Source organism: Rhodococcus aetherivorans (genome assembly GCF_011058165.1).
GTDB lineage: Bacteria > Actinomycetota > Actinomycetes > Mycobacteriales > Mycobacteriaceae > Rhodococcus > Rhodococcus aetherivorans.
Map to the genome: position 1 here is coordinate 13,125 of NZ_JAALEG010000052.1, position 18,220 is coordinate 31,344.

Annotated in this window: 17 protein-coding genes and 1 pseudogene; 11 read left to right on the forward strand and 7 right to left on the reverse strand. The window is 73.0% G+C overall.

Annotated features, from left to right (window positions below):
* Positions 1–20 precede the first annotated feature (20 nt).
* Positions 21–1,154 (reverse strand): PucR family transcriptional regulator, encoded by a 1,134-nt coding sequence (locus G6039_RS19050; RefSeq protein WP_029546930.1) that lies wholly within the window; start codon positions 1,152–1,154, stop codon positions 21–23.
* Between the two features lie 173 nt (positions 1,155–1,327).
* Here G6039_RS19050 and G6039_RS19055 point away from each other — a divergent pair, with 173 nt between their 5' ends.
* Positions 1,328–2,095: an SDR family NAD(P)-dependent oxidoreductase gene (locus tag G6039_RS19055; RefSeq protein ID WP_006944673.1), complete on the forward strand. Its 768-nt coding sequence runs from the start codon at positions 1,328–1,330 to the stop codon at positions 2,093–2,095.
* Positions 2,096–2,165: 70 nt separating this feature from the next.
* Positions 2,166–2,981 carry an alpha/beta hydrolase gene (locus G6039_RS19060; protein WP_043801395.1) on the forward strand — a complete coding sequence of 272 codons (816 nt, stop codon included), beginning with the start codon at positions 2,166–2,168 and terminating at the stop codon, positions 2,979–2,981.
* Position 2,982: 1 nt separating this feature from the next.
* Here G6039_RS19060 and G6039_RS19065 read toward each other — a convergent pair whose 3' ends face one another.
* A complete protein-coding gene (locus G6039_RS19065) occupies positions 2,983–4,575 on the reverse strand; it encodes a TM0106 family RecB-like putative nuclease (protein WP_043801397.1) in 1,593 nt (530 codons plus the stop codon).
* A 107-nt stretch (positions 4,576–4,682) separates the two neighbouring features.
* On the opposite strand from G6039_RS19065, the gene G6039_RS19070 reads away from it, so the two are divergent.
* The 5 genes from G6039_RS19070 (at position 4,683) to G6039_RS19090 (ending at position 8,346) form a co-directional block, all read left to right on the forward strand.
* The gene (locus G6039_RS19070; protein ID WP_006944681.1) at positions 4,683–5,357 is read left to right on the forward strand and encodes a DUF6474 family protein; all 675 of its coding nucleotides are present in this window, start codon (positions 4,683–4,685) and stop codon (positions 5,355–5,357) included.
* Between the two features lie 7 nt (positions 5,358–5,364).
* A complete protein-coding gene (locus G6039_RS19075; RefSeq protein WP_152103966.1) occupies positions 5,365–5,850 on the forward strand; it encodes a hypothetical protein in 486 nt (161 codons plus the stop codon).
* Between the two features lie 31 nt (positions 5,851–5,881).
* Entirely contained in the window at positions 5,882–6,484 is a 603-nt protein-coding gene (locus tag G6039_RS19080) for a copper resistance CopC family protein (RefSeq protein ID WP_029546927.1), read from the forward strand.
* A gap of 16 nt (positions 6,485–6,500) precedes the next feature.
* Positions 6,501–7,448, forward strand: coding sequence for a CopD family protein (locus tag G6039_RS19085; RefSeq protein ID WP_043803043.1), 948 nt, complete (start codon positions 6,501–6,503; stop codon positions 7,446–7,448).
* Positions 7,449–7,617: 169 nt separating this feature from the next.
* A complete protein-coding gene (locus G6039_RS19090; protein ID WP_029546926.1) occupies positions 7,618–8,346 on the forward strand; it encodes an ABC transporter substrate-binding protein in 729 nt (242 codons plus the stop codon).
* Here the strand turns inward: G6039_RS19090 and G6039_RS19095 are convergent.
* Positions 8,299–9,057, reverse strand: a complete 759-nt coding sequence (locus tag G6039_RS19095; RefSeq protein ID WP_231385983.1) for a DUF998 domain-containing protein — start codon at positions 9,055–9,057, stop codon at positions 8,299–8,301. The genes G6039_RS19090 and G6039_RS19095 overlap by 48 nt on opposite strands.
* 204 nt (positions 9,058–9,261) lie before the next feature.
* On the opposite strand from G6039_RS19095, the gene G6039_RS19100 reads away from it, so the two are divergent.
* From G6039_RS19100 to G6039_RS19110, 3 genes are all read left to right on the forward strand, one after another.
* Positions 9,262–10,179 carry a helix-turn-helix domain-containing protein gene (locus G6039_RS19100; protein WP_006946068.1) on the forward strand — a complete coding sequence of 306 codons (918 nt, stop codon included), beginning with the start codon at positions 9,262–9,264 and terminating at the stop codon, positions 10,177–10,179.
* A gap of 241 nt (positions 10,180–10,420) precedes the next feature.
* A complete protein-coding gene (locus G6039_RS19105) occupies positions 10,421–10,801 on the forward strand; it encodes a PLDc N-terminal domain-containing protein (protein ID WP_029546925.1) in 381 nt (126 codons plus the stop codon).
* 29 nt (positions 10,802–10,830) lie between these two features.
* Positions 10,831–12,492, forward strand: a complete 1,662-nt coding sequence (locus G6039_RS19110; protein ID WP_200868128.1) for an alpha/beta hydrolase — start codon at positions 10,831–10,833, stop codon at positions 12,490–12,492.
* A gap of 47 nt (positions 12,493–12,539) precedes the next feature.
* On the opposite strand, the gene G6039_RS19115 is transcribed toward G6039_RS19110, so the two are convergent.
* The 4 genes from G6039_RS19115 to G6039_RS30735 form a co-directional block, all read right to left on the reverse strand.
* Positions 12,540–13,184, reverse strand: coding sequence for a UdgX family uracil-DNA binding protein (locus G6039_RS19115; RefSeq protein ID WP_152103967.1), 645 nt, complete (start codon positions 13,182–13,184; stop codon positions 12,540–12,542).
* Between the two features lie 40 nt (positions 13,185–13,224).
* The gene (locus tag G6039_RS19120; RefSeq protein WP_043803038.1) at positions 13,225–16,413 is read right to left on the reverse strand and encodes an acetyl-CoA carboxylase family protein; all 3,189 of its coding nucleotides are present in this window, start codon (positions 16,411–16,413) and stop codon (positions 13,225–13,227) included.
* Positions 16,414–16,444: 31 nt separating this feature from the next.
* Positions 16,445–17,071 carry a TetR/AcrR family transcriptional regulator gene (locus G6039_RS19125; protein ID WP_029546921.1) on the reverse strand — a complete coding sequence of 209 codons (627 nt, stop codon included), beginning with the start codon at positions 17,069–17,071 and terminating at the stop codon, positions 16,445–16,447.
* A gap of 77 nt (positions 17,072–17,148) precedes the next feature.
* The gene (locus G6039_RS30735; protein ID WP_006935326.1) at positions 17,149–17,307 is read right to left on the reverse strand and encodes a hypothetical protein; all 159 of its coding nucleotides are present in this window, start codon (positions 17,305–17,307) and stop codon (positions 17,149–17,151) included.
* Positions 17,308–17,423: 116 nt separating this feature from the next.
* On the opposite strand from G6039_RS30735, the pseudogene G6039_RS19135 reads away from it, so the two are divergent.
* Positions 17,424–18,112, forward strand: a pseudogene (locus tag G6039_RS19135) (MFS transporter); the annotation flags it as partial.
* Positions 18,113–18,220: the final 108 nt, after the last annotated feature.

Sequence of the window (18,220 nt, forward strand, 5' to 3'; positions counted from 1 at the left end):
GGGCATCCTGTTCGGCAATTTCACGAGAGCGCCGGCGCGACCATCGACCGGACGAGCCCGTCGACCGTGCGCAGATCCCACCCGGTCAACTGCTGCCAGCGTTCGAGCCGGTACGCGAGCGAATTGGGATGCAGGTGCAGTCTCCGGGCGGCCGCGCTGGCCGAGAACCCGCTCTGGGCGAACGCCGAGACCGCTTCGGCCAGGTGCGGGTGCCGGGCCGCGATCTCCGCGCCCTTCGCCAACATCGGCGCCAGCTCCTCCCGGTGTTCGAAGAGGATCGCCGGCAGCCAGCACTCGTCGAAGTCGGCGGTCTGTGCCCGGCCCCGCACCAGCGCGAGCGCGCGCCGGGCGTCACCGATGCTCGTTGTCGCCCCCTCCAGGCCCCGACGGGCGAGCCCCAATCCCACCGACATGTCGGGGCGCACGTGCCGGATCGCGTCGACGACCACCGAACTCGCGACCGTCTGGAAGACGGTGACGACCGTGGTGCCGCGTCGGCTGCACAGCGCCGGCGCCGGTCCGTCGTCCAGGGCGTGCTGCAGTCCCTGCAGCTGCACATCGGACCACGCCTCGGACGGCGTGCATGCGGCTCGGAACATCCCGTCCGGGTCCAGCCCCAGCGCAGCGGCCAGCGTTCGGGCCTCCTCCGTCGGGTGTCCCTGCTCGAGCAGTTCGAACAGCAGCGCGCGGCGATTGGCCCGTACCGCCTGCGCCGTGCGGGTGGCGTCGTCGTGTCCCATCGCCACCGCGGTCGTCCCCGCATGGACGAGGTCCCACAGCAGCCCCCCGGCGTGCAGCAGTTCCGTGGTGGGCTCCGGCGCGTGCTCGACGAGAGCGCGCCACAGTTCTCGCGACCCGATGTGGAAGGACTCGATCACATTCGCAAGGGTCAACCCCTGCAGTGCCCGTTGCCTGCCGAGTTGCCGGGCACGCTCGAACTCGGGGCCGGCCGGGTGCGTGTCTGCGGGACGATCCGCGAGCAACCGGAGGGTGACGAGGAACTGTTGCCGGGTCGATTCGCGGTGCTCGTCCGGCGGCACCACCAGGTAGGTCGGCAGACGTTCGCGGATCCGGTCGACCGCCTCGGCCGACAACGCGTCGAGGTCGGCGATCACCGCGTCACACAACCCGGCGATCGAACTGTCGGATTCCACGGTGCCCCTCCTCCGCTACCGGGCGTTACCGTGGTCGACGCTAGTCGCCGCACGACAGCTCCGGCGCGGGACGGCCCCACCACCGCTGCCGATCCGCACGAGCTAACGCGCGCTAAGGTGCGAGCGTCGACAAGGCGCACGCCGGACGGTGGCGCCACGAAAGGAGCACGGCAGTGGAAATTCAGGGAACCGCCGCACTGGTCACCGGCGCGGCCTCCGGTCTCGGCGCAGCCACCGCCCAGCGTCTCGCCGACGCCGGCGCGACCGTCTTCGGCCTCGACCTCGCGCAGTCCATCGAGCGCGTCGGCGACAAGGCGCCCGCCGGCGTCACCCTCATCGCCACCGACGTCACCAGCGCCGACGACGTGCAGGCCGCCGTCGATCAGATCGTCGCCTCGGGCCTGCCGCTGCGCCTCGTCGTCAACTGCGCCGGCGTCGGCTGGGCCGGCCGGGTGCTGTCGAAGAACGGCCCGCACGACCTCGAGCTGTTCCGCACCGTCATCACCGTGAACCTGCTCGGCACGTTCAACGTGCTGCGCCTGGCCGCCGACGCGATGTCCAAGACCGAGCCCGTCGACGAGTACGGCCAGCGCGGCGTCATCATCAACACGGCCTCCGTCGCCGCGTTCGAGGGCCAGATCGGCCAGATCGCCTACTCCGCCTCCAAGGGCGGCGTCCACGGCATGACCGTCCCCGCGGCCCGCGACCTGGCCCAGTACGGTATCCGGGTCAACACCATCGCCCCCGGCATCGTCGACACCCCGATGCTCGCCGGCGTCACCGACGAATACCGCAAGGGCCTCGAGGCGGGCGTGCCCTTCCCGTCCCGCCTCGCCCAGCCGTCCGAGTACGCCCAGCTCGTGCAGATGATCGCCGAGCACGACTACCTCAACGGCGAGACCATCCGCATGGACGGCGCGCTGCGCATGGCGCCGCGATAGGCGGCTCCGCCGCCGTGGTGTCCTTTCGGATCCGCCCGGATCCGATAGGACACCACGGCACACTGGTGCCATGCGCCTGGTGTGGCTCGTGGTCGCGGTCGTCGCGGTGCTCGCGTCGGCCCTGTGGTTCGGGCAGCGCCGGCTGATCTACCTGCCCGACAGGTCCCCGCCGCCACCGGCGCAGTCGCTGCTGCCCGGCGCCCGCGACGTGCTGCTGACCACCTCCGACGGGCTCGAACTCGGCGCCTGGTACGTCCCGCCCCGTGGCACGGCGCGGGGCTTCACGGTGCTGCTCGCCTCGGGCAACGGCGGCAACCGCGTCGACCGCGCGCCGCTGGCGTCGGCGCTCGCCGAGGCCGGCTTCGCCACTCTGCTCTTCGACTACCGCGGCTACGGCGGCAACCCCGGCCGCCCGAGCGAGGACGGCCTCGCCCGCGACGTGCGCGCCGCCCGGCAGTACCTCCTCGAGCACGAGAACGTCCGACCGGACCGGCTGCTCTACCTCGGGGAGAGCCTGGGCACCGGGGTGACGACGGGGCTCGCCGCCGAGCATCCGCCCGCCGGCATGCTGCTGCGCTCGCCGTTCGTCGATCTGCCCACCGTCGGCCGGCACCACTACCCGCTGCTGCCCACGGGGCTGATGTGGGACCGCTTCCCGGTCGCCGAGACCGTCGCGCGTCTCGACGTGCCGATCACCGTCGTCTACGGGACCGCGGACACGATCGTCCCGCCCGGGCAGAGCGAGGCCGTCGCCGGCGCCGCCCGCCTGCTCGTCGAGAAGGTGGCCCTGCCGGGCGCCGAGCACAACGATCCCGTGATGTTCGGCCCGCCGGTGGTCGACGCCCTGATCCGGCTCGCCGAGGCGGTGACGCCCCCGCAGGAGTGATCTACAGGTCGGAGATGTGCGGGATCTCGTGCACCGCACGCTCGCTCATCCACTCGCGGAGCACCTTCGTGGCGATCACGTCGTCCTCGTTGTACTCGAGCAGGCGACGTCGCTGCTGCGGGTCGGGGTCCCCGTCGTAGCCGACGGCCTCGCGGTACCAGCTCATCGACGCCTCCCCACCGGCCTCCTCGTCCCGCCAGCGGTGCCCGGCGATCGGCGCGATCTTCTTGAGTCCCTTGCCGTTCGGGCACACGAACTGATCGGTGACGACCTGGTAGATGTCCACCCACTGCGGCGAGTCGATGAACTCGCGCACCTCGTCCTCGGTCGGTACCCCCGGGAAACCGGCGAACCGGCGGGCCGAGCCGAGCAGCCACTTGTCCTCCGCGGTACGCGAATAGCAATAGGCGGCAAAGGTTTTCCCACTCGCGGCGGCGGCGGCCCGTTCCGCGGACAGCCACGTCCAGAACTCGGCGAAGGAGCGGGCCTCGTCGTCGGTGGGCACCGGATCCCAGCTGACGAACGCCCGGTACGCGGAGATCCCGCCGACGTTGAGCAGCGTGCCCCACAGGTACGCGCCGTGCTCGTGGTAGCTCTCCATGTCGATGTCGATCTCGATGTCCGCACGCCGCACGTGCACGTGGTCGTGCCGCCGCACCAGCGGCGCACCCGCCAGCCACGCCTTGGCCACCACGACGGTGTCCTCGAACGAGCCCTGCGGCCAGGTCTCGGGCGGGTCCCCCTCCCAGCGGGCCAGCTGGTCGATCGTGTGCACGCCCAGCTCGCGCAGCACCGCCGCGCGCTGCCCCGGCGCGACCAGCGACACGTCGTGCGTCGCACTCAGCTGCTCACGGCACCGCGGCCACCACGGGCAGGTCTTGCACTCCCCGATCTGCAACGGTTCCGTCGGCGTCTCGCCCCGGGCGATCGCGAGCCGGTCGGCCAGCCGCGCGTCGTAGTCCTCGAGGACCGCACTCAGGTCGTGCACCAGGATGCAGTCCCCGCCGTACCCGATGGCGCCGCCGACCTGCGCCGGGCTGGCCAGACCGTGACGCTCGAGCATCCGGTACAGGTGGGCCACCCGCATCTGGTCGCGCACCTGGCTGCGCACCTTGCGGGTCTCGTCGACCACCGGCTCCCACGCGAACAGCCCCGACGTCGTCGCGCCCCGGCCCGGGTCGGTGACCTTGTGATTGACCACGATCACCGGGATGTAGCCGCCGCGCTCGACGTCGCGCAGCAGGATCTCGGCCCGGCCCCGCCGGCCCGAGTCCGGCTCCGACGGCAGGACCGCGCCCCAGATCCGGTTCGCGCCGCGACGGCATGCGTCGAGGGTGGCTTCGGCGCGCCGCCACGCCGGCCCCTCGGGGTCGATCCGCGCCCAGTCGCCGGGGGTCGCGTCGAGCAGCCGCTGCCGCACGGCCTCGCGGTGGGTGGCCGCCGCCTCCTGCCGCTGCTTGGCTCCCGGGTGCTCCGGGGCCGCGGCCAACTCGTCCGGAAAGGCCGCGTCCAGATGGACCCGGTGCCGGCAGCGGGTCAGCGCGCTCGCCTCGATCAGGACCGGCGAGGTCCGTCTCTCGCTGGATACGTTCACAGTGAAGAACAGTATTCGTCCACCTAGGGTCAACCGGAAACCCCCGTCACGGATAGGCTGACCCGTGGCGCCGTGGGCGCCGTACACCGAATGGAGGGTCCTGTTCGATGGCGTTGTTCAAGAGGCGGAAGCGCCGCGCCACCCGCAAGGCGGAGGCGAAGGCTCTCAAGCACAAGGCAAGGCTCGAGGCCAAACTCAACGCGAAGAATCAGCGCAAGCGCGACAGCCGCCTGACGAAGGCCGAGATCAAGGCGGCCAAGGCCCAGCTCAAGGCCGACAAGGCGCTGATCGAATCGCAGACCCGGGTCGAGAAGCAGCAGCTCGCCACGCTCAAGGCCCAGGAGAAGGCCGCCGCCCAGAAGGGCTTCACCGCGGCGAAGGTGCGGCGCTACCTCGCCGTCGTGCGGCTGCTCGCGCCGGTGCTCGTGCCGCTGGTGTACCAGGGCGTGACCGCGCTGCGCGGTCAGCTCGACGCCGCGCGCGCCCAGCGCATGGGCGTCGCCGTCGACCAGCTCGGCGAGTACACCGGTCACGGCGCGCACCTGAGCGCCCGCATCGCCGGGGCCGAGAAGTCGCTCGGCGAGATCCTCGAGCGCCATCCCAAGGACGCCGAGACCCAGAAGTTCGCCGACGCCATCCGGGGCCGGCTCTCCGACCTGACGGCCGCGGTGCACGCCGCCGAGCAGATGCCGGCACCGCGCCGCAAGGCCGCGCACGCCGGCATCTCGCGGGAGCTGGACGGTATCGAGGCCGACCTGCTCGCCCGCCTCGGCGTGCGCTGACACCAGCGTGACGCCCGGCTCGACCCTGCGCGGCGCCGCCGCGGGAGCGCTGACCGCCGCCCTGGCGGTCGCCGCGCACGGCGGCGCCGGCGGCGGCGTGCCCGGCAACGCGGCGGTGGCGTTGCTGCTCGCCGTCGCGGCCGGGGTCGGGCTCGTCGCCGCCCACCTCCGCGCGGTGCCCACCGCGGTGCTGCTCGCGGCCGGGCAGGGGGCGACGCACCTGGTGCTGGCCGCGGTCACGACCGGCCACCTGCACGCGTCGGCGCCGATGCTCGTCGCGCACACCGTCGCGGTCGTTGCGTGCGCGGCCCTGTTCGAGGCGGCGCAACGCCTGTACGGGCCGCTGACCCGGGCGGTGCGGGCGGCATGGACCGCGGCGCCCCCTCGCATCGAGGCAGCCCGGACGGTGCTGCCGGTCGTGGCGGGCCGGACCGTCGCGTCGGCCCGGCCGGCACCGTGCATCTCCCGGCGGGGGCCGCCCGTCGCGGCGTGACCGCGACCCACCCCACCGGAGAGAGAAACCCATGAACATCCCGAACACCGTCGCCGCACGCCGGCGACAGACCCCACTCGTTCTCGCCCGGCTCGCCGGGCTCCTCGGCCTCGCCCGGCTCGCCGGGCTCCTCGGCGCGGTCGCGGCGGCATTGCTGTTCGCGGCCGGCCCGGCCGCCGCGCACTCGGTCGTCATCGCCAGCACACCCGCGCCGGGCGAGCAGATCGCGCAGGGCCCCGAGCGCGTGAGCCTGACCTTCAACGAGGCTCTGCAGGAGTCCTTCGCCGCGCTGACCGTCGTCGGCCCGGACGGCAACCTGTGGTCCAAGGGTGATCCCCTCGTCGAGGACGCCACGGTCTCCGTGGCCGTCGGCGATCTCGGCCCGGCCGGCGAGTACACCATCGCCTACCGCGTGACCTCGGCGGACGGCCATCCGGTCACCGGCACCCAGGTCTTCACCCTCACGCAGGACGGTCCGGGCGCGCCCGGCGCGGCGGCCGCCGCCGGTGCCGCGGCGCCCGCGGCGGACAGCGACGAGGACAGCGGCCCGGCCGTGTGGGTCTTCGTCGTCGTGGGCGTCGCCGTCCTCGCCGGCGTGCTGTGGTTCGTGCTGCGCAAGCCGAAGAAGGCCTGACGCCGGTGGCGGGGCGTTGACGACGAGCGGCACCGGCACCGCCGCGCACCGGGCGTGGCTGCTCACCGCCGGCGTCGGCGCCACCGCGGGCGTCGCCGCCGGATGGCTGCTGGCGAACCCGGCCGCGTCGAGCTGGGTGCGGGCGCTGTCGCTGTGCGTCGGCGCGACGGTGCTCGGCCTGGCCACGCTCGGTGTCATGGTGCGCGACGAGCGGCGGCCCCCCGTCGCCCCCGGCGACGTCTGGCGTGCGATCGCCGGTCTCGGCGGGCTCTGGGTGCTGGCGGAGGTCGTGCAGCTCGTGCTGCAGGCCGCGGACACCACGAACGTCCCCGTGTCGCGGCTCGGGGTGTCGCGCTTCGCGGAGTACCTCGGCAGTGCGGGCGCCGGCCGGATCGGCGTGGCCGCGCTGCTGTGCGTGCTGGTGTGCACCCTCGTCGCCGCCCTCGCGTATCGCCGGTCGGCGGCGTGGCCCACGGTCCCGGTCCTCGTCGCCGCGGCGCTGGCGCTCATCGCCCGGCCGGTCACCGGCCACATGTCCCAGCAGGCCCTCGGATCGCTGCTCGACGCGGCGCACGCCCTGGCGGCGGCGCTGTGGTTCGGCACGCTCGTCGCGCTGGCCCTGACCGTCCGGTCCCGCGGCGCGTGGGCCCGGCTGCTCCCCCGGTACTCGGTGCTCGCGGTGCGATGCGTCGCCGTGCTCGCCGCGACGGGCGTCGTCGACGCGGCGGTACGGCTCGGCTCGGTCACGGCGCTCGTCGACACCGGATACGGCCGCATCGTGCTGGTCAAGACGCTGACCCTGACGGCACTGCTGGCGCTGGCGTGGTGGTGGCGGCGGACGTGGGTGCCGGCCGCGGCCGCGCACCGGGTCACCGCGGAGGCGTCGCTGCGCAACGCGGTACTCGAGGTTGCCGCGACGTCCGTCGCGTTCGGGCTCGCTGCGGCGCTGGCCACCAGCGCCTGAGCTGGCCCCGCGGCGTCCCGGCGTCTGGATTGCGGGAGTATGACCGCGCACAATGGGAGGTGTCGAGAAGAGTGCGACGAAACGGACAGGCACAACGGACGGGACGGTTGCCGATGTCCGAAACCGGTGCTGTGACGACCCGCGTCCGGCCGCACCCGGGCCGCCCGTGATGACCACCCGGACCTCCGCACTGCGGGTGGGATCGGCGATGCCCGATCCGCCGTTCGAGTTCTACGAGCGTGGCGGGCCCGTGGGGTTCGACATCGACCTCACCCGGGCTCTCGCCGGGCACCTCGGGCTGCGGTGGGAATTCGTCCCGCACGAGGGCGACGACTTCGAGACGATCTTCGACGAACTGGCGGCGGGGCGCTTCGACGTCGTCGCCTCCGGCACCACCGTCACCGAGCCGCGCCGCGAGCGGGCCTCGTTCTGCGCGCCGTACTTCGTGTCCGGGCAGTCCCTGGCGGTCGACACCGCCCGTCACCCCGCGGTGCAGGGGGTGGCAGACCTGGCGGGCCTGACCGTCGGGGTGCAGCAGGGGAACACCAGCGAACCGGTGGTGAAACGCCTTCTCGCCGAGGGACGGATCGGCGGGATCCGGGTGTACGCGTACCACGAGATCGACCGTGCCCTGGACGAGCTGTCGACCGGCGGGTGCGACGCCTTCATGAAGCTCGGTCCCGTCCTGACGTGGCTGACCCGCGACCGGACGCACGTCGACGTCGTCGAGTACGACATCACCCGCGAGGAGATCGCCCTGGCGGTGCGCCTCGGCGACGCCGCGCTGCGCGCCGATCTCGAGGAGGCGCAGCGCGCCCTCACCGCGGACGGCACGCTCGGCGCGCTGGTCTCACGATGGCTCTCCCCCGCTCGGGGCGACGGCACGTCGTCCTCCTGACGCACCGCGAAGCGATGCCGGCCGGGTGCGGCGGACGAGCAGAACGACCGCCAGCACCGCGACCCACAGCACGAACGCACCGAACATCACGCGTTCGACCGCGCCCATGCCGGGGGTCGGCTCGGCGGCGGCGACCGCCGGCACGTACCGGCCCGTCCATGCTCCGAACGCCAGGATCGTCGCGACCGTGACCGCCGAGTACACCCGGAACCAGGTTCCGAAGGCAGCGGCCGCGAACCCGATCATCGCGCACCACAGCGAGACCGTCACCGCGCTGAGAACCAGGTGCATGGTGTCGGCGAGCGGCATGGCGGCCCCGGCCTCGATGTCCTCACGTCCGGTCATCGGAAACGGCAGCCACAGGGGTCCCACGAATCCGTAGGCCACCAGGAGAACTCCCGCGATGCGCAGGGGGCGGACGCCGCGGCCCGTCCGCCACACGCCGATTCCGAAGGCGACGATCAGCACGTCGTACACGAATCCCACAGCGGTCAGGGGCGCCCGGGTCGGCGCGCCGACCGACGTCAGCTCGCTGATCGCCTGATCGAACCGGCTGTAGCCGTCGTAGAGCGCAGCCGCGAGTATCTCGTGCGCAACCACGTACAACAGCGACGACACGACCCCGCAGGCGAGCAGCACCGTCGACGCCGTGCTCGGACGGTGCGCCCCGTCGCGCCGGGCCTGGGATGTGTGCGGAGCAGGGGTGGACACCGTCGACCTCCCCGGACGCCGACTCGGCGGTGCGGGCGCCCGATGGGTCCAGCATGATCCGGCCGGGGAGGCGACGCCAGAGACCTTCGGCCCCGATCCCCGCGGAGTGTGAGCTATCCGTCGCCCGTATCCCCCGCCACGGCCGGTGCCGCATGCCACGCTGACGCACCGAGCCACGGACGCGCCGGGGCGGAAGGGACGAGGGTGTATCGGAAGATCGAACTGCGGGGCCGGCAGGGCTTCGAGGCGATGGCCTCCGATGCCGGGAACCGCACCGAGCTGTCCGTCCCCGACGTGACGCAGTTCCGGTTCCGGATGGAGATCTGCAACGTCGGGGCGATCAGTGTCGGCCGGGTGCAGATGTCACCGCATCGTGCTCTGGCCGGCGTCGTCGAGGACGGCGAGGTCGCGAACCTGTTCCTGATGCTCACCGGCGAGCGGGTGGTCGACGACGGCACCACCCGGGTACACGTCAAGAGCGGCCGGATCGTCCTGCAGGTCGGGTGGAATCGATACGAGGCCGCGGATGCGGACGGCTCGGACCTGCTCCTGGTGCGCATTCCCCGGCACCGGCTCGAGGAACGCGGACTCGATCTCGAGGAGACGGCCGTGACGTTCGGGCCGGCCAAGCCCACCATGTCGACGCACGCGCTCAACGCGGTGGGAATGGCCATGCTCCGCGAACGCGGTCGTCACAACACCACCGCGGCCCCGCGCGGCGTGGAGAACGCCCTGATCGAGCTCGTGGTGGGGCTGCACCACGAATCGCTCGGCTACGGCGCCGATTCCGGCGAACTGTGCGGCAGCGCGTACACCCGCGCCCTCACCCTCGTCCGGGCCCATCACAGCGACCCGAGGCTGACTCCGACCGTGATCGCGGAGCGGCTGCAGATGTCGTTGCGGAGCCTGCAGCGCGCCTTCGCGGCCCACGACACCACGGTCGCGTCCCAGATCCGGCGACTGCGCGCGCACCGCGCCGCAGTGCTCCTCCAGGAACCCGCCTATGCCCGCACCACGGTCGCCGAGATCGCGGCGATCGCCGGTTTCGCGTCCAGCGCCGAGCTGCGTCGCGCCCTTCGCGCGGTGCGCGGCGTGAGCCCGAGTGAGTTGCGACCGCACTGAGCTCGACCACACCGGGCTCGACCGCACCGGGCTCGACCGCACCGGGCTCGACCGCACCGGGCTGCGACCACGCTGGGCCTCGACCCGCACCCCGGAACGATCGTGCTGCATTTCGCGTCACCACGGTGCATTCTGCGCCGCCGTGTTCCGGTGCCCGGCGAAGACCGTGTACCTGTTTGCGTCCGGGTGTCCTTTCCGTCCGTTTCCCGGGCACCTCCGAACCGTGAAAGGCGTGTGCGTGATGCTGGATTCGTTGTGGGACCTGTTGTGGTACACCCTGGTCGTCTTCGCGTTCGTCGCGTACCTGCTGATCCTGTTCCAGGTGCTGACGGACCTGTTCCGTGACCGTTCCACGTCCGCCGTGGTCAAGGTCGTGTGGATCATCTTCCTGGTCGTCCTCCCGTACCTGACCGCCTTCGTCTACCTGCTGGTGCGGGGCCGCGGCATGTCCGAGCGGCACGCGGCCGCCCACGAGGCGGCCCAGCACGCGGCCGACGACTACATCCGCAAGGTGGCCGGACGATCCCCGGCGGCCGAGATCGCCGAGGCCCAGGCACTGCTCGAGGCCGGGACGATCACCGGCGACGAGTTCGACCGGCTCAAGGCCAAGGCCCTGCGCTGACTACCACCGCTGACGTCGAGCCCGGCCGGGTGGTCACGCCGCGCGCTCGGCTGCTCGGCTACGGGCGCCGGTTCCACCCGATCGGTCTGGGCTTCGCGCTGGTGTTCTTCGTCTGGTCGATGACGCCGTCGTTGCTGCCGCGGGTGTGGTATCTGCAGGGCGTGGCGTCGGGGCTGAGCCTGGTGACCGGCTACGGGATCGGCTGCCTGCTCGCCTGGGTGGTCCGGCGCTGCGGCGTCGATCCGCAGTGGTCGGAGCGGACCCGCCGGGTCGGCTGGTGGATTCTGGCCGGGGCGGCGCTGGTGCTGGTGCCGGTGTTCCTCGTGCTGGGGTCGTGGTGGCAGCAGATCATCCGGGACCTGGTGGGGGTGCCGCGGGCCCAGCGCTCGTTCTATCTGCTGGTGCTGCTGATCGCCCTGGTCGTCGCGCTGGCGCTGCTGGCGATCGGCCGGGGCCTGCGTGCGGGCACGAACCGGTTGACCCGGCTGGGCCGGCGGTACGTGCCCGGACCCGTCGCCCGGCTCGGGGCGGTGACCCTCGTGGTGCTCCTGAGCGTGTTCGTGCTCGACGGCGCCGTCCACCGGGGTGTGCTGGGCGTGGCGGAACGCTCATCCGAGGTGGCCGATCAGGGCACCGCACCGGGTGTGGTGCAGCCCGGGCTGCCGGAACGATCCGGATCCCCGGCCTCGAACGAGGCGTGGGACACCCTGGGCCGGGAGGGCCGCACCTTCGTCGCGGGCGGGCCGAGCGCCGAGCAGATCGAGACCGTCACCGGGGCGCCGGCGCGCACCCCGATCCGGGTCTATGCCGGCCGCGAATCCGCCGACACGGTCGAGGGCATCGCAGACCGGGTCGTCGCCGAGCTCGAGCGCACCGACGCATTCGACCGCCGGGTGCTGGCGGTGGTGACCACCACCGGCCGCGGCTGGGTCAACGCGAACGTCGCCGGGGCCTTCGAATACGTCGCCGGCGGGGATTCGGCGATCGCGGCCATGCAGTACTCGTTCCTGCCCAGCGCGTTGTCGTTCGTCGCCGACCGGGAGACGCCCCGGCTGGCGGGGCGGGCGCTGTTCGAGGCGGTGTATGCGGCGTGGTCGGCGCGGCCCGAGCCGGAGCGGCCGACGCTGGTGGTGTTCGGCGAGAGCCTGGGCTCGTACGGCGGTCAGGCGGCGTTCGCGTCGGGGCCGGACCTGGTCGCCCGGACCGACGGGGCGCTGCTGGTGGGTACCCCGAACTTCGCGCAGCCGTGGGGGGAGATCACCGCGGACCGCGACCCGGGGTCGCTCGAGCGGCTGCCGGTGGTCGACGCCGGCCGCCACATCCGGTTCGCGTCCCGCCCGGACGATGCGGACCTGCCCGGGCCGTGGCAGTTTCCGCGGGTGGTGTTCTGGCAGCACGCGAGCGATCCGATCACCTGGTGGTCGTTCGAGCTGTTGCTGCGGGAGCCGGACTGGTTGCGGGAGCCGCTCGGCCCGGATGTGGATCCGGGCATGCGGTGGCTGCCGTTCGTCACGTTCTGGCAGGTCACGCTCGACATGGTGTTCTCCGCCGACGTCCCGTCCGGGTTCGGCCACGCGTACGGGCCGGAGGCCGCGCAGTTGTGGGCGGACATCCTCGCCCCCGACGGCTGGGACGAAGCGGCCACCCACCGGGTGCAGAACGCCCTCGCCGGGACGGCGTCCGACGACTGAACCGCTATGGGTACCGAACAGCTGTAGGTACTGAACAGCTGTAGGTACTACAGCACCCCGGCGGCCACCCGCAGATCGGCGACCAGCCCGGCGAGGGCCTCGTCCCGCTGCTCCGCCGGTCCGCGCAGGATCGCCGACGGGTGGATCGTGGCGACGACGGCCGGAGCGGACGGAATCTGCACCTCCCCGTCGAGGTGCAGGATCTCCCCCCGGTGCGCGGTCACCCGGAACGACGGGCCGAGCAGCGACTGGGCCGCGGTGGCGCCGAGGCACACGAGCACGTCGGGCTGCACGGCCCGCAGTTCGGCGACCAGCCAAGGCCGGCACGCGACGACCTCGCCGCGTGCCGGTTTCTTGTGGATGCGACGCCCGCCGGCGGCGGCCCGCTCGAACTTGAAGTGCTTGACCGCGTTGGTCACGTAGACCTCGCCGCGGTCGATCCCCGCCTCCTCGAGGGCCCGGTCGAGCAGCCGCCCGGCCGGGCCGACGAACGGCTCCCCGGCCCGGTCCTCCAGATCGCCGGGCTGCTCGCCGACGAGCACGAGCCGGGCCGTGGCCGGGCCGGCGCCGAACACGGTGCGTTCGGCGTTCCGGTACAGCTCGCATCCGCGGCAGCCGCCCGCCGCGGCCGCGAGCTCGGCCAGGTCGGTGGTCTCCGGCACGAACTCCTCGGCTCCCGGTTGCCTGCTCACCGCCACCTCCCTTCGGTGACGGACGGGTACCCACCGGCGCTCAGGACATGCGCAGCCGCGACACCCAGGCCCGTGTGTCGGCGGGATCGATGACGTCGTCGAGTTCGAAGATCGTCGCGGCCTGCAGGGCCTTGCCGTGCTGGTAGGCGGCGGCGACGAGCTGCGCGAACAGCTCGTCGCGCGCGGCCCGGTCGGGTGCGGCCTCGAGTTCCTTGCGGAAGCCGAGCCGCACCGCGCCCTCGAGCCCCATCCCGCCGATCTCGCCGGTGGGCCACGCCACGGTGAACTCGGGTGCGTGGAAGGACCCGCCGGCCATGGCCATGGCGCCGAGGCCGTAACCCTTGCGCAGGATGATCGTGCCGAACGGGACGGTCAGGCGCGCACCGGCGACGAACAGCCGGCCGAACCGGCGCACCGTGGCCTCCTTCTCCGACTCGGGTCCGACCATGAATCCCGGTGTGTCGCAGAGGCTCACGACGGGCAGGCGGTGCGCCTGGCACAGCTCGAGGAAGTCGGCGGCCTTGTCCGCGGCCTCGGCGTCGATCGCGCCGCCGAGGTGGTGGCTGCTGTTGGCGAGCACCCCGTACGCCGCGCCCTCGACGCGGACGAGGGCGGTGACGATGCCGACACCGTAGTCGCCGCGCAGTTCGAGCACGGAACCGACGTCGGCGATCGCATCGATCGCCGCGCGCACGTCGTAGGCGCGCAACCGGTTCTCGGGAACGACGTGGCGCGCCAGCCGCGGGTCCGGGGCCGCCCACTCGCCGGCGGCGGCGGTGAAGTAGCCGAGGTACTGCCGGGCCAGTTCGACGGCGTGCGCCTCGTCGCGTGCGGCGAGGTGCACGACGCCGTTGCGGCGCTGCACGTCGATCGGGCCGATGTCCTCGGGCCGGTACACGCCGAGCCCGCCGCCCTCGATCATCGCGGGCCCGCCCATGCCGATGTTGGTGTCGGGAGTGGCGATCAGCACGTCGCACACGCCGGCGAGGGCGGCGTTGCCGGCGAAGCACCGCCCGGAGACCACCGCGACGGTGGGGACGCGCCCGCGCAGGGCGGCCATCGCGCGGAACGTCGACAGCTCCAAGCCCTGTCCGGGTCCGGCGTCGACGTCCCCGGGCCGTCCGCCGCCGCCCTCGGCGAACAACACGAGCGGCACCTCGCGGCGGGCGGCGAGGGCGAGCAGCCGGTCGGTCTTGCTGTGGTTGCGCATGCCCTGTGTGCCGGCGAGGACGGTGTAGTCGTAGGAGAGCACCACCGATTCGGCACCGTCGATACGGGCGAGACCGCCGACGAGCCCGTCGGCGGGGGTGTTGGCGATCAGGTCCTCCTCGCTGCGCCGGCTGCGCTGCGCGGCGAGCACGAGCGGCCCGTACTCGACGAAGGTGCCGTCGTCGACGAGGTCGGCGATGTTCTCCCGCGCGGTGCGACGGCCCATCCGGTGCCGCTTGGCGACCGCGTCGGGCCGGGCGGCGTCGAGGGTGCGGGCGTGCCGGTTCCGGATCTCGGTGAGGTCGTCGCGCACGGCGTCGAGGTCCCGCTCACCCCCGTCGCCGGTGGCCGCGTCGCCGGACCCGGCGCGCACCACGGCGAGCACCTCCCCCGGCTGCACGGTCTGCCCCGGCCGCACCAGCAGGCGCACCACGGTCGCCGGTCCGGAGGCGGACACCACGTGCTGCATCTTCATCGCCTCGAGCACCGCGACGGGTGCGCCCGGCGCGAGCGCGTCGCCGTCGGCGGCGGTCTCGACGACGGTGCCGACCATGTCGGCGCGCATCGCCTCCTCCCCCGCGTGCAGTTCCGGCGCGACGGCCGGTGCGCCGTCGGGGCCGGCGACGGCGAGGTCGGCGATCCGTTCGTCCAGCCACGACGTGTGCACGTCGGATGCCGCGAAGTCCTTGTCGCGCAGGATATTCTGCAGAAACTCGGCATTGGTGGCGACACCCTCGACGAGCAGGTCGCCGAGCGCCGCGTCCGTCTTGCGCAGCGCCGCCGCGAAGTCGTCGATGCGGGTGTGGGTGATCACCTTGGCCAGCAACGAGTCGTAGCGCGGGCTGGTCGTCAGCCCGGGACGGCCGTAGGTGTCGACGCGGACGCCCGGCCCGGTGGGCGGCGTGAACACGGTGAGCGTGCCGGAGGCGGGTACGGCCCGGCCGTCGGGGCGCATCGTCTCGGTGTTGACGCGAGCCTGGACGGCGATGCCCTTCGCGGCGGCGGGCTCGCCGCGCACGCCGGCGCCGTCGGCGGTGACGCCGCCGGGCAGGCCGAGTTCGTCGAACCGGGCACCGCGGGCGATCGCGATCTGCGTCGCGGCCAGGTCGACGCCGGTGACCTCCTCGGTGACCGTGTGCTCCACCTGGATCCGGGGGTTCACCTCGAGGAACACCGCGTCGTCGCCGGCGACGAGGAACTCGACGGTGGCCAGACCCCGATAGCCCACCGATGCGCACAGCCGCGCCGCGGCCTCGTGCAGCGCGCGGCGCACCGTCGCGCCGAGCCGTTGCGCCGGAGCGATTTCCACGAGCTTCTGGTGGCGTCGCTGCACGCTGCAGTCCCGGTCACCGAGCGCGAGGGCCCGCACCCCGCCCGCGCCGTCGGGGGCCGCGACGACCTGCACCTCGATGTGCCGGGCCCGAGCGCACAAGGCCTCGGCGAACAGCGCGCCGTTGCCGAAACCCAACTCCGCCTCGGCCGTACACGCGCGGAAGGCGTCGTCGAGGTCCGCGGCGTCGCGCACGATCCGCATGCCGCGGCCGCCCCCGCCGGCGAGCGCCTTCAGGACGATGCCGCCGGGGTGGGCGGCGAGGAAGTCGCGGGCCGCGCCGGCCGTGACGCCCCCGTCGGTGGCGGGCAGCACGGGCACCTGTGCGGCGACGGCGGTGCGGCGGGCGGCGGCCTTGTCACCGAAGATCCGCAGCACCTGCGGCTCGGGTCCGACGAACGTCATCCCGGCCGCGGCGCACGCTTCGGCGAATTCGGCGTTCTCGCTGAGGAATCCGTATCCGGGATGGACGAGGGTGCAGCCGGTCTCGGCGGCGGCGCGCAGCAGCGCCTGCCCGTCGAGGTAGGCGGCCGGTCCGGCACCGGTCAGCGCGACGGCGCGGGTGGCGGCGGCGACGTGCGGGCTGTCCGCGTCGTCCTCGGCATACACGGCGACGGTGTCGAGGCCGAGTTCGGTGGCGGAACGGATGACCCGCAGGGCGATCTCGCCGCGGTTGGCTACGAGCAGCATGGGTGTCGGGGGTCCTGTCGGTCGGGGCCGGTCAGCGGAAGCCGATGAGCCGTTCGGACATCGCGATCATGTCGTCGATGTAGGACTGCTGTTCCTGTCTCGGGGCGCCGAGCAGGCGCAGGGCGCCGGCGCGTTGCGCGTCGGCGAGGGTGCGGGCGATGCGTTCGGGTGGCGCGCACGGGAGCACCTCGCCGGTGGCGTTGATGCGTTCGACGAACCGCACGTAGCGGCCCACGAGGCGTTCGCGCACGCTCTCCCACTCGGCGCCGACCTCGTCGTCGAGGCGGGCGCGGTGTTCGATCAGCTCGAGGATGCGGCCGTTGACGTAGACGGACTCGATGAAGGCGCGGGTGGTGGTGCGCAGCACCCGGCGCAGGTCGTCCACCGCCTGCCCCTCCATGTGCTGGGCGTCGAGGAACTGCCGGCACACGAGGGTGGCGAGCGCGCGGAACACCTCCTCCTTGGAGGAGAAGTACGCGTAGAAGGTGGCGCGGGAGACGTCGGCGCGGCCGGTGATCACCGCGACGGTGGTGCGCTCGTAGCCGAGTTCGCCGAAGCAGTCGCGGGCGGTCTCGAGCAGGGCCCGCCGGCGCGGGCCGTCGCTGTCGCGCCGCGCGGACCGGGCCCGTTCCTGGGCTTCGCTCGTCGTCACCCGCACAGCATGCGTTGACGTTGACGTCAATGTCAACGGCGGAGGCCGCGCTCGTGTCGCTCCGCGCCGCCGGGTGGGCGGGCTCAGGACCCGCTGCGGCCCTCGGGGTGGGACGGGGACGATCCGGGCGAGCTCACCGGCCGGGGCCAGGGGTGCCCCGCCAGACGCTCGAGGTCGGTGTCGAACCGTTCGAGCCAGCGGGCGAACTCGGCGACCTCGGCGGGATCCCAGTCGACCAGCACCCGCTCGAGCCCGGCGACGGAGCGGGCGCGTTCGTCGTCGAGGCGACGGACACCCTCCGCGGTGATGCGGAACTTGCGCGCGACGCCCCCCTCGGGGTCGGGGATGCGCTCGACGAGAGCTGCGCCGGCCGCATCCGCTCGTGGACCTGCGGGCCACCGCCCGGCCCCCGGTGCTGCCGACCAGCGCCGCCTCGGTCGTGGTGGGATTCGGGATGTACGCGCAGTCGCTCATCGTGCCGCAGCTGCTGCAGCTGCCCGCCGAGACCGGCTACGGCCTGGGCCGGTCGATGCCGGCCATGGGACTGTGGATGGCACCGGGCGGCCTGGTGATGATGGCCGTCTCACCGATCGGCGGAAGATTGTCCGCGACCCGCGGCCCGAAGGTCACCCTGTTGATCGGATGCCTGGTCATCGCCGCCGGCTACGGGGTGTCCCTGCTGCTCATGGGCTCGATGTGGGGCTTGATGCTCGTCGTCCGCATCTGCAGCGCCGGTGTCGGCTTCGCCTACGGGGCCATGCCCGCGCTGATCTTGGGTGCGGTGCCGCAGTCCGCGACGGCGTCGGCGTCAACTCCCTGATGCGCGCAGTGGGCACCTCGGTGTCGGCGGCGGTGGTCGGCGTGGTCCTGTCGCAGATGAGCGTGCCGGTCGGCGGCTACAGCCTGCCGACCGAGGGCGGGTTCCGCACCGGGATGCTCATCGGCTGCGGTGTCGCCCTCGTCGCCGCCGCCGTCACCCTCGCCATCCCCGTCGCCCGGCGGCCGAGCCTCGAACCGGTGCGCGAGCCCGCCGCGGCCCGGGTGTGAGCCGACCCGGTTTACGCAACACGGGTGTTCTCGAAATACACCGCACACCAACGAAATCCGCTCGGCCACTACCCTGTTCGCACACCCGCCGCACCACTACCATGGTCT

Excerpts from the sequence above, each read along its gene's own strand:
- G6039_RS19060 (WP_043801395.1), top strand. The coding sequence starts at position 2,166 with ATGCGCCTGGTGTGGCTCGTGGTCGCGGTCGTCGCGGTGCTCGCGTCG.
- G6039_RS19080 (WP_029546927.1), top strand. The coding sequence starts at position 5,882 with ATGAACATCCCGAACACCGTCGCCGCACGCCGGCGACAGACCCCACTC.
- G6039_RS19070 (WP_006944681.1), top strand. The coding sequence starts at position 4,683 with ATGGCGTTGTTCAAGAGGCGGAAGCGCCGCGCCACCCGCAAGGCGGAG.
- G6039_RS19090 (WP_029546926.1), top strand. The coding sequence starts at position 7,618 with ATGACCACCCGGACCTCCGCACTGCGGGTGGGATCGGCGATGCCCGAT.
- G6039_RS19120 (WP_043803038.1), bottom strand. The coding sequence starts at position 16,413 with ATGCTGCTCGTAGCCAACCGCGGCGAGATCGCCCTGCGGGTCATCCGT.
- G6039_RS19105 (WP_029546925.1), top strand. The coding sequence starts at position 10,421 with ATGCTGGATTCGTTGTGGGACCTGTTGTGGTACACCCTGGTCGTCTTC.